The organism is Borreliella bissettiae DN127 (assembly GCF_000222305.1).
In the GTDB taxonomy this organism is placed as follows: Bacteria; Spirochaetota; Spirochaetia; order Borreliales; family Borreliaceae; genus Borreliella; species Borreliella carolinensis.
The window spans coordinates 1-10,209 of the sequence record NC_015911.1; the positions used below are offsets into that span (position 1 = coordinate 1).

11 protein-coding genes are annotated in these 10,209 nt (G+C 24.4%); 6 read left to right on the forward strand and 5 right to left on the reverse strand.

The annotated features are described in order from the left end of the window. Positions 1 to 153: 153 nt before the first annotated feature. The 5 genes from BBIDN127_RS06060 (at position 154) to BBIDN127_RS06080 (ending at position 4,443) form a co-directional block, all read left to right on the forward strand. A complete protein-coding gene (locus BBIDN127_RS06060; protein WP_014017759.1) occupies positions 154 to 1,263 on the forward strand; it encodes a plasmid maintenance protein in 1,110 nt (369 codons plus the stop codon). A gap of 9 nt (positions 1,264 to 1,272) precedes the next feature. Next, positions 1,273 to 1,827 (forward strand): DUF226 domain-containing protein, encoded by a 555-nt coding sequence (locus tag BBIDN127_RS06065; RefSeq protein WP_014017760.1) that lies wholly within the window; start codon positions 1,273 to 1,275, stop codon positions 1,825 to 1,827. Beyond that, positions 1,803 to 2,543: a ParA family protein gene (locus tag BBIDN127_RS06070; RefSeq protein ID WP_014017761.1), complete on the forward strand. Its 741-nt coding sequence runs from the start codon at positions 1,803 to 1,805 to the stop codon at positions 2,541 to 2,543. The genes BBIDN127_RS06065 and BBIDN127_RS06070 overlap by 25 nt, the downstream gene beginning before the upstream one ends. 87 nt (positions 2,544 to 2,630) lie before the next feature. Next, the gene (locus BBIDN127_RS06075; protein ID WP_014017762.1) at positions 2,631 to 3,188 is read left to right on the forward strand and encodes a chromosome replication/partitioning protein; all 558 of its coding nucleotides are present in this window, start codon (positions 2,631 to 2,633) and stop codon (positions 3,186 to 3,188) included. A 334-nt stretch (positions 3,189 to 3,522) separates the two neighbouring features. Further along, positions 3,523 to 4,443: an ERF family protein gene (locus BBIDN127_RS06080; protein ID WP_014017763.1), complete on the forward strand. Its 921-nt coding sequence runs from the start codon at positions 3,523 to 3,525 to the stop codon at positions 4,441 to 4,443. Positions 4,444 to 4,583: 140 nt separating this feature from the next. Here BBIDN127_RS06080 and eppA read toward each other — a convergent pair whose 3' ends face one another. The 4 genes from eppA to revA all read right to left on the reverse strand — a co-directional run bounded on the left by eppA (position 4,584) and on the right by revA (position 7,633). Then, entirely contained in the window at positions 4,584 to 5,120 is a 537-nt protein-coding gene (eppA, locus tag BBIDN127_RS06085; RefSeq protein WP_014017764.1) for an exported protein A EppA, read from the reverse strand. A 135-nt stretch (positions 5,121 to 5,255) separates the two neighbouring features. Continuing rightward, a complete protein-coding gene (locus BBIDN127_RS06090; protein WP_014017765.1) occupies positions 5,256 to 5,633 on the reverse strand; it encodes a hypothetical protein in 378 nt (125 codons plus the stop codon). A gap of 1,177 nt (positions 5,634 to 6,810) precedes the next feature. Continuing rightward, positions 6,811 to 6,990 carry a hypothetical protein gene (locus tag BBIDN127_RS06100; RefSeq protein ID WP_014017766.1) on the reverse strand — a complete coding sequence of 60 codons (180 nt, stop codon included), beginning with the start codon at positions 6,988 to 6,990 and terminating at the stop codon, positions 6,811 to 6,813. Between the two features lie 76 nt (positions 6,991 to 7,066). After that, the gene (gene revA, locus BBIDN127_RS06105; protein WP_014017767.1) at positions 7,067 to 7,633 is read right to left on the reverse strand and encodes a fibronectin-binding protein RevA; all 567 of its coding nucleotides are present in this window, start codon (positions 7,631 to 7,633) and stop codon (positions 7,067 to 7,069) included. A 167-nt stretch (positions 7,634 to 7,800) separates the two neighbouring features. Here revA and BBIDN127_RS06110 point away from each other — a divergent pair, with 167 nt between their 5' ends. Beyond that, a complete protein-coding gene (locus BBIDN127_RS06110; RefSeq protein ID WP_014017768.1) occupies positions 7,801 to 8,577 on the forward strand; it encodes a tyrosine-type recombinase/integrase in 777 nt (258 codons plus the stop codon). Positions 8,578 to 8,675: 98 nt separating this feature from the next. Here the strand turns inward: BBIDN127_RS06110 and BBIDN127_RS06115 are convergent, their stop codons facing one another. Next, on the reverse strand, positions 8,676 to 9,992 hold the full coding sequence (locus BBIDN127_RS06115; RefSeq protein ID WP_014017770.1) for a DUF244 domain-containing protein: 1,317 nt from the start codon (positions 9,990 to 9,992) through the stop codon (positions 8,676 to 8,678). Positions 9,993 to 10,209: the final 217 nt, after the last annotated feature.

Consider the following 10,209-nt stretch of genomic DNA (forward strand, 5'->3'; position numbering starts at 1 on the left):
ATTTTAATTATTTATTAAATAATAAAAAGGGTGTTTTATTAATGAAGTAAATAATTAAAAGTTCATGAATTTTTAAAAAGTATTTACTTTTTAAAATAAAAATTGCATTATAATATTAAACGTTAATTATAAGTTGAAAACAAGGAGTATAACATGGCAAATATTTCAACCAACAAAAGAATTACAACTTGCTACAATAAATTAAAGTATAAATTAGTAGTTCTTGTCTCAACACTAGCGTACATAAATAAAACATATAAGAAATACACACAAAAAAACATATTCTATTTTTTTAATGAAAATCTAAAACGAAATGGCCAACCTCCCGTTAAACTAAAAACACTTCAAAATTATCTTTACAAACTAGAAAAAGAATTTAAAGTCACAACTAATTATCATAAACATTTAGGAGTGAATTTTGGTACTGAAATATACTATCAACTGAATTTTTCTAAAAAAGAGTGTTACCAAAAAATCAATAAATACTTTCAAGAAAAAAAAGATTTAAGATTTCAAAATAGAACTGCAAGGGGCCTTAAAGACAAGTTTACTAAAAATGGGAGTGTAGATTTAAAGGAGTGTATAAATAATAAAAATAATAATAAAAAAGAAGAAAAAAAGATTAATGAAATAGAAAAATATCAAATAATAAAGTATTTCAATAAATGTAACTTTTTATGTAAAGAAATTCTTTCAATTTTATTAGATTTAGATATTGATAAAGATACTATAATCAAAATGCTAAAAATCATAAAAAGAACTGAAATTAAATTACTAAAAAATAAAAATATACATTTTAATAAATCTCACTTAAAAGAAAAGCAAAACAAATTAAAAGAAATTTTAGGTAATACTCAAAAACAATTAGAAAAAAATGGATACAATTCTGAACAATTGGAAACAGAATTTAAAAAAATATATGAAAACTACAAAAATAAGCCGCATTTTATTATTGAAAATCATAAGTATAGCGATTTAAGTTACATAAAACGTAAATTAGAAAAATCAATTCAAATAAAAAAAGAAAATCTCCAAAAAGATTATCAAAATTTAAAGGCAAATATTTTCAATATCCTTATTGAACAACTAAAAAAAGAAATAAATATTGAAATTCTAAAACCTATTATCAAAAAATATTTAAATAACCAAAAGAAAATAGAATACAATAAAGTATTTGGTACATATTATTGCGAATTATTAGAACTAATAGAAAATCAAAAAAGTATGCTGAGTTTAAAAGAATTAGATAGAAAGGCTATATAAGGATTAAATATGGAAAATTCAATGAAAATTGAGCAAATAGATAAAAAAATAGTTAAGAAAATAAAAAATCCGGTTTTAAAAAAAGAAAAAGAAAATAATAAAACCATGCATCATATGAAAGTAGTAACTGATATTCATAAATGGGGAATTGATACTAAAAAAAATGAATGTCGTATATCATTTAGAGAATTATATGATCAATCAGAAATTCAAGAAATTCGATTATATTCGATTAAAAAAAAGGGGGATAAGTTTTTAGGAATTTTTTATGGTTATAGAAAACCTATAAAAAATGTTTTTGTAAGATATACAATAGATGGAGTTAAAAAAGTATATTCATTTTCAAAAACATATTACATAGAGTTTAGATTTAAAACCGGCAGTGTTTTTTGTTATTTAAAGGGTATGAGGCGGTTAATAAAAAAAGAAAAGATAGATACACCCTATAATAAAGCACTTGTTGATAGATTGATAGATTTAGAAAAACATGTATACGAATTCTACAATAAAAAATATTCTGGTGAAGGGCTAATTATTAAATGGATATTAAAAAATCTAAAATAATAACAATAGCCAATATCAAGGGTGGTGTTGGTAAAAGTACAAGTGCAATTATATTTTCAATATTATTGTCTCAAAAATATAAGGTGCTTTTAATAGACATGGACACTCAAGCATCTACTACTAGTTATTTTAATAAAAAAATAATAGAGAATAAATTTGATTTACTTGAGAAGAATATATATAAAGTTTTAAAATCAAATTATTTAATAAATGATTCAATCATCAACGTTAATAATGGGCTTGATTTATTGCCAAGCTATTTAAGTTTACATACTTTTAGTGAAGAGATTTTACCTTATAAAACACATAGATTAAAGGACAGCTTTAAATATTTAAAATTCAATTATGATTATATTATAATTGATACAAATCCCCATTTAGACTCTACATTATCCAATGCTTTAGTTATTAGTGGACATATTATAGTCCCAGTGACAGCAGAAAAGTGGGCTATTGAAAGTTTGCAACTACTAGAGTTTTTTATAAATAAATTAAAGTTAAACTTGAAAGTATTTTTATTTGCAACAAAATTTAAAAAAAATAAAACCCATAAAGATTTACTGGGAATATTGCAAAAAAAATCAAGGTTTTTGGGTATTATATCAGAACGAGAAGATTTAAATAGAAGAATTGCTAAAAATGATGATTTTGATTTAGATAGAGATTATATAAAGGAGTATATTAATATTTTGAATAATTTTAATGCAAAAGCATAAAATTAGTGCGCCGGGCGAACTAATTTCTTGTAAATAAGGATAAAAAAGTAGTGATTTTATATTAAAAATACAAGGGGGATTTTAATTATGAGTTTAGGAATAGAGATAAGCGATAGAATAATAGTAAAAGAAGAAATAAAAAAGAATTTAAATAATAAAGATGAAATAATAGAACATTATAATATGTTAAAAACACATTTAAAGTCTAATTTACAACAGGGTATTTACTCTAAGATAGAAAATATGAAGATTTTAAAAGAAATTAAAGATAATAAATATTATAAATTAGATGGATATAAAAATTTTGACGCTTTTATAAAAGATTATAAGTTGGCTAAAACTCAAACTTATTGCTATTTAAGAATAGCATTAGCTATAGAAAATGGCGTTATAGAGGAGCCATTCTTATTAGAAAATGGCATTAAGGAAACTATAATCTTTTTAAGAAATAGCAATTCAGAAAAGGTTAAAAAATCTAAGCAAAATCCAATAAAACCCTTAAGGTTTCAACTTAAAAAGCAAGAAAGCTATGATTTTTATAAAAAAAATGCTAAATTTACAGCGTTTATTTTGGAAGAACTTCTTGAAAATCAAAAAGATTTTCTTAAAAAACTTTTTAAGAAATATGAAGAACGAAAAATATAGTTTTAGAATTTTGTAAATAATTTAGAGATTAGGTTTTTATAAGTTCTTTTAAAACAAGATTTTATAAAAGCTTTATATTTTTGTAGACCGCAGTGTAATAATACTAATTGATTTTAATTTAGAGTTGAATTAAACTAAACATAGTTTTGTGGAAAATAATTTTTCATTATTTACTACTGAATATTAGATCATCGTTTAAATTAGGGCTTTTCTAAGTTCTTTTAAAATAGAATTTAGTAAAGCCCTAAACTTTTTTTGTAAAATTTTTTGTAAAGAAGTTGGCAAAAACTATTTTTGCTATAAAATTATATTTATTGAAAACAAGGAGTAAATTATGAACAATATTTCAAAAAATAATCCACAAGAAATTAATCAAGCAGAAATAGATTTTTTAAATGATATGGATACTTTAAGAATGAACTTGCCACGTATTGACAAAAGTCTTAAAGGGTACGGATATAAGTATCAGGATTTCAATGTCATAGTAGAAGTAATTCAAAATGTTATAAAAAAGCACAATTTAAAGCTTGGTTTTTGGCAATTCCCAACTTTTGTGTATGGTAAAAATGGTGAAGTTCCTGTTGTTAGGACTACATTTTACAGTAAAAGTACTGGATACAAAGAGTCGCTTGATACACTAATTCATACAGATAAATTACAATGGAACGGTGAAAATGGGTCTAAAAATTTAAATACAATGCCACAACTTGTTGGTGCAGCTATTACTTATTTTAAAAGGTATGCTTTAGTTGCGTATCTTGACATAAAAAGTGAATTTGATACTGATGCAGCTCCTATTTACAATAACCACGAAAATGAAAATTCTATGCCTAGCAAACAAGTTCGTGTTAATCAAAAGCAAGAACAAAAACAAAATCAAATAAAAAGTTTTGATAAAAAGTTGAAAATGGGCAAGTATTATTGCTATGAGCTTTTTAGAAGTGCCTTATTTAACATAAAAAACTGGGTAAATAACGAAGAAGAAAAAAATAATATAAACGCTCTTATTAGGGCATTATGTTTTGAAAATGAGGCGGATTTAGATGAGATTTTTGATGATAATCCTGGGTTTAAAAGCATACAATATTGGGCAAATATTCTTTTAGAATATTTCAAGAAAACTAATAGTTTAGATGAACTAAATAAGTTTGAAAACTTTATGCATGATAATAACGACGTTTATGAAACAAGTGTATTAAAATTCTTTTGCATGTTAAAAAAAGAAAGGCAATTTGATTATATATTTGCAGTGTGATAATACAAGTAAATCCCCCTTAAAGGGGGAAAATATTAATCAATTATTAAGATATTTTGGCTTTTCTACTTGCTTTATATAATGCTATCTATACCTCTCATAAGGGTATTAAATTATTTCTTTTTAAGCTATTTTAAAACTTAATCTTTAGGCAAATCAGCCAAAATTTGTTTTAATATTTGTTTAACTGCAGTTATTTTATCTTTCTTATAAGATTTTCTAAAATTATCTCTAGCCTCATCTCCATATTTTTCGGCGTAATCAATTTTATCCGAGTCTAATTGTATTAAATAATCAAAAATTGCCTTTGGATAGCCCTCTATGAGACTATTTATAGCCCCCGCACCAAACGGGACCCCCAAAACAAACGTTATAAATTTATTTTTTATCAGATAGCCCACAATATCAAGAGTGTCTAGCAACACACTATTTTCCTTAATTTTGATTTTTCTTAACTCCCCCCTAATTTCTGGAACACGCTCTGATAAAAATTTGCTTTTATCAAACTCATTTTCAAAACTGTAATTATCTAGTCTATTCTTAATTAAATTAAAATCTTTTTCTGAAAATGATTTTTTAGCTTTTGCATAATTTTCCGCTATATTTTCTTCACTCCAAAAGGCATTTAAACTAAAACTTAATATAAAAAAAAATAATAATAATAATGCTTTTCTCATATCCTCTCCTAGGCTTTATTATACACATATTAGCTATGCTAATAAGAATTAGAACAAGATTAACGAACAGTCTTACGAATAGTCTTATTTGGTGTTTAGAAATTAAGCACTGTTGGTTAAGATTTTTGATAATTTCTATTTTATAAACTTAGCAATTAACCAAATAAGAATACTCAAGACTATTGAGATAATAAAGGGTGTTATCAGTAATAAGAATAAAATAATTCTTATGCAAAATGTATTAAATTTTCGTATCAAAAACCCTTTATTTTTATTAAATTCTTTTTTCATAAATTTAATGTCTTCTTCTAAATCAAATATTTTAGAGTCTAAATCAGATATTCTAGACTCTAAATCAAAAATTTTTTTATCTAAGAGAGAAAATTCTTTTGCAACATTTTCTCTTATAGTAAATATTTCTTTTTTTACATTTTCTGCATTATAAAAAAAATTCTTTTGTAAAAGATTTTTGTCACTAATTTTTTTAGGATTTAATTTGTTATTATCTGCCATAAGAAAAATCCTTAAAATTTTGTCTAAGTTACTAGCATTAATTTTCTAAAGTATGAATTATTATTTCTTGACGTTCATAACACTGTCTACAAGAAATTAAAAGCATAATAAGAATACAAAAAATGAAAATTTTATTTTGCATAGGGCCTCTCCAAAAGTAAAAATAAAGCAAAATTATCTAATTGTAAAACAACTAATTTCAAGATATATTAGTTAAAGTGAAACGTGAAAAAAATTCAAGAAATAGTTTATATATTTTTGCAACAATCCAAATTTAAATTTTCAAAGATTTAAATATCTAATTTGTTACATTTTGCTGTTACATATTAACAAACTGCAAATGTAATAAAAATGAAATTTTGGGAAGTTCTCCATTATAGGAATTAATCTATTTAAAATGGCTAATAGGTGTCATATGGTACGAATTTCGTAGTTTTTTATATAAAATAGTCTGAGTATATTACATATCACGTCCGATACCCTTGAATCTACCACTTATCTCTATTTTAGATACTCCTAAGCCCCCATTTTGCTTTTAATGAGAGCACTAATAGCTGCTCTAAACGTATTAGTTTTTGGTAAAATTTGACTTGTAATTTTTACTATTTTTTTTAACTTAAAGTTAACAACTTAGAAAAAATAGTTTTTGTAAACATCATATATTTATTTGTTTTAAATAAAAAAATAGTAATAAAAATTAACAAAAACCACTAAATAAAAACAAAATCTTTAAACTATTTTAGAGTAGCAAACTTAATAAAGTCTTTTTATAATGAGTATTATTTATAAAGGGGGGATTTATTGTGACTAAATATTTTAATTATGACATACGGTGTAATTCTTGCAATAGATTAATTAGAAATTATGACGAAACTTGTGTCGCCTGTGGGGCTAAAAATAAACAAAATAAAAAACTCTATTATAGCTTAATATCATTTTTATTTTGTTTATTTTTTGGCTACTTAGGACTTTATAGTTTGTACTTAGGCAAAAACCCTAAAATAAGTTATTTATTTTTATTTATATCAATTTTTGCTTTTTTACTTGCCATATTACTACATAAAACAAACAAGACTAATAAATAACTAGTCTTGTTCGCTTTATGCTTAAGTGGTTATAATCCTTATTTTTAACGGCACTTAAAATCTATGGACTATTCTTTATATAAGAATAAAGATTAATCAATAGACTCCAAAAAATTGTAAGTAAAAACCAAATAAATATTTGCATTTTCATTGTAGTTACTCTCCAGTGTTATAAAAATTAAATCAAAAATATATAAATATATACAAAACCCCCTTAATCTTAAGGTTTTGGGGTTTTTGGCATAAAGTCTATGTAACGTTTTTGTGTTCACTTCAAATTTGCATTTTTACTTACTAAATTGCTCTAGTGCTCTAGCTCAAATTTTGCATACAATTAAAGTTAGATAGCTATATTAAGGGTGTAGTAATAAATATTTTATCTTTTAAGACCAAATATTTATTGTTCTTTATTTCATCTTCTTCAAGATATTTTATTATGCTGTCTATATGTGCTACTACGTCTTCAGATAGTTCTTTTATGTTAATAGCATGGAGTGCAATAGGGTTAGTATTTACTCCGGCTGATAGAGCTATTGAGCGTATTCTGAGTTTGTTCTTTTCTAAATCATCATTATTGTTTGCATTAAATCTTTGGATATCTACTCTTACTGCTTTTAAGGCGTTTAGTTTGGATGTTAGTTTTTCTTGAAAAAGTTTTTGTAAATTTAAAAATTTTTCTTCGAATTCTTTAGCATTACTTGCATATTTTAAGTCTTCTTTTAATAAGCTTATTTTTTCTCTACAATTTTTAAATACAACTTCATCGGCCTCATCGTTAAGGCCTGAGACACTCATAATAAGCCAATTTATTCTTTTTTTTTCTATTGGTTTTCCTATTAAAAATAGTTCACAAGATATTACAAATAATGGGAATATTAATATAAAAAATAATTTAACCATGTTTATCTTTTGCATTGATTTTTCCTTTATTTCATAACGAAAATTATTACAATAAACAAATAATCCCAAATTTTTTAGTAAATCTTTTAGTATAATACAAACTATGGAATAGATTTAATATAAATTAATATTATTTTATTTTGATATTTAATTTTGTTTGATTTAAAAGTGGAGCTAATTTAATGAAAATTGATGATATTTTAAATTTTAAAAAAGAAATTGCAGAAATAGTGCTTGAAGTAGTTAAGGATTATCATAAAGTAGTAAAAGAAAATAAAACCTTAAAAAATAAAATAAAAAAATCAACCGAAAATAAACAAGAAAATTCTAAAACCCCTGTTAAGTTGTACTTAAATCCAAAAATTAATCACTTAATTATAAAATGTGTCAAAACCTTAAAACACATTGACCCTATATCTGGATGGTTTGTACACCTACTGGTAATAAGTGGGTGTAGGGGGGCCGAACTGCAAAAAGTAAAAATGCAAGATATTTCAACTTTTTTAAGCAAAACCGGAAAAACTTTATACAACATAAAAGTAAATGTGGCAAAAAAAAAATTTACTACTTGTAGTAGAGAATTTGTTATAACCGAAAAAGAATTTAATGCTATTCAGAAAGTGCACGAAAATTATTTTAAAGAAAAAAATCTCAATACTAGTCGAACTTATTTTTTTCAAAAAACCAAACTTAGATTTAAAGATAATAGAATTAGCATTGACCATATTGCTAAAAAATTCAAAAAATTACTTAGAAAATGGGGTTTTAAAACAAATAAATCACTTCATTTATGTAGGAATTTGTTTATTTTCAATTTAAAATCTAATGGTTATAATTCTTTTCAAATTAAAGAACTTATGAAATATTCTTCAACATATGAAATTGATAATATTTATGGACTATCTCATGCAAGTAAAATTCAAGCTTATGAGTGCATAAAAAGCAGCATTGACTTATAACTTAACCAGTTAAGCTTAAATAGTGAATATCTTTATTTTTGTTGTATAATCCTTTACATTCATTTATCTTCTTTTTTAACAATTTTTTTTCAGTGTCCCTAGTCAATAGGGACACTGGCACTATTTGAAAACGCTGTATTACTAAGAAAGAATACTTTACCACTTATTGGTAAAAGCCCCTTAAATCTATCTGATATAGCCCTTTTATTCGGGTCATAATTGAATATAAATTCTCTAAATTTATAATTTACATTATTAATTAGTGGATATTTATGCATAATCTCATTAATTTTTATTTTGAGCAGTTCTTTTATAGGATTTTCTTTTTTTTTGTTTTCATTTTGAATTTTATTCAACTCTAATTTTAAATTCTCAATCTCAAAAATAGAACACTCAAGATTTATAGCGGCTTGATCCGTTTTAATTTCAAGGTCTACGCAATCAACATATTCTACAAATTCATTTACCCAGTCAAACTCAATACCATTTTTATAAAAATCGCTTTTTTCTACTAGATCTTGGACAAGATTTATAAAAGTATCATTATTGCCATTATGAGATATTAATAAATTGACCGCCTCATTTTTAAAAATTTTATTTCTTAATTTAAGAATTTCTAATTCACATTTATTAACAAATTCTAATACTTTTGCTATTAAAAGATTTTTTCTTTTAATTCTACAATTAATAGGTTTATTACCTATTAAAAAGAACAAATTACAATACTCAAGCCCAGTACACGCTAGCTGCATTTGTGCCTGCACATAGTATTTGAAAAAATACTTGCTACTTAAAAAATTGCCATTTTTATTATACTCATCAATAGCACTACTCATATAATGAGAGTCACTATTTTTAATCTCTAAAAGCTCTAAATCACCAGTATTATTAATAAACCATCCATCAATTGTTGAGCCAACTAAACTTTCTGCACTACCCATTTTTTTGAAATAATTATACTTATCAACACCGTTAGCATATTTGTTTTTATATAAAATATTAATATTATCACCTTGAGCTTTAATAAATTCTCTAAATCCTAAATTCTCTAACTCCTTGCCCTTGAGCATATATAAATTCTCTTCATAAGGCATACTTATTCCAAAATATTTAAGCACTCTGTTCATCATTAAATCTTTTAGCCCTGCACCACCAGTTAGAATATTGCCTACTTCACTAGCACCGTATTTATCAAGTTTGTTTCTTTGCACACTAAAATCAATATTTCGATTAAATCTAAAGCATTCTTGACTGCTTATTTTTGGCAATTTCTTGCCTATCTTGCTTAATTTGCTTTTTTCTTTAGTCTGACTAACTTGATCATCAAGTTCTATAAAATCTTCAAAACCAGTAAAATTTTGTTGGGTGTCTGCTTGATTAATTTCTTGTGGATTATTTTTTGAAATATTGTTCATAATTTACTCCTTGTTTTCAATAAATATAATTTTATAGCAAAAAATATTTTTTTACAAGTTTTTTACAAAAAATTTGGGAACTTACCCAAATTCTCTTGCTAAAGAACTTAGTTAGGTTCCCATTCTGATGTTTTTGCAAACTGAAAACAAGGTAGTTGATATATGGTAATATTTCACTACACTGGTTTTAGTGTAGCCCAATTTAAAATTAAAATCA

Excerpts from the sequence above, each read along its gene's own strand:
- BBIDN127_RS06080 (WP_014017763.1), top strand. The coding sequence starts at position 3,523 with ATGAACAATATTTCAAAAAATAATCCACAAGAAATTAATCAAGCAGAA.
- BBIDN127_RS06090 (WP_014017765.1), bottom strand. The coding sequence starts at position 5,633 with ATGGCAGATAATAACAAATTAAATCCTAAAAAAATTAGTGACAAAAAT.
- BBIDN127_RS06115 (WP_014017770.1), bottom strand. The coding sequence starts at position 9,992 with ATGAACAATATTTCAAAAAATAATCCACAAGAAATTAATCAAGCAGAC.
- revA (WP_014017767.1), bottom strand. The coding sequence starts at position 7,633 with ATGCAAAAGATAAACATGGTTAAATTATTTTTTATATTAATATTCCCA.
- eppA (WP_014017764.1), bottom strand. The coding sequence starts at position 5,120 with ATGAGAAAAGCATTATTATTATTATTTTTTTTTATATTAAGTTTTAGT.
- BBIDN127_RS06075 (WP_014017762.1), top strand. The coding sequence starts at position 2,631 with ATGAGTTTAGGAATAGAGATAAGCGATAGAATAATAGTAAAAGAAGAA.
- BBIDN127_RS06110 (WP_014017768.1), top strand. The coding sequence starts at position 7,801 with ATGAAAATTGATGATATTTTAAATTTTAAAAAAGAAATTGCAGAAATA.
- BBIDN127_RS06070 (WP_014017761.1), top strand. The coding sequence starts at position 1,803 with ATGGATATTAAAAAATCTAAAATAATAACAATAGCCAATATCAAGGGT.
- BBIDN127_RS06065 (WP_014017760.1), top strand. The coding sequence starts at position 1,273 with ATGGAAAATTCAATGAAAATTGAGCAAATAGATAAAAAAATAGTTAAG.
- BBIDN127_RS06060 (WP_014017759.1), top strand. The coding sequence starts at position 154 with ATGGCAAATATTTCAACCAACAAAAGAATTACAACTTGCTACAATAAA.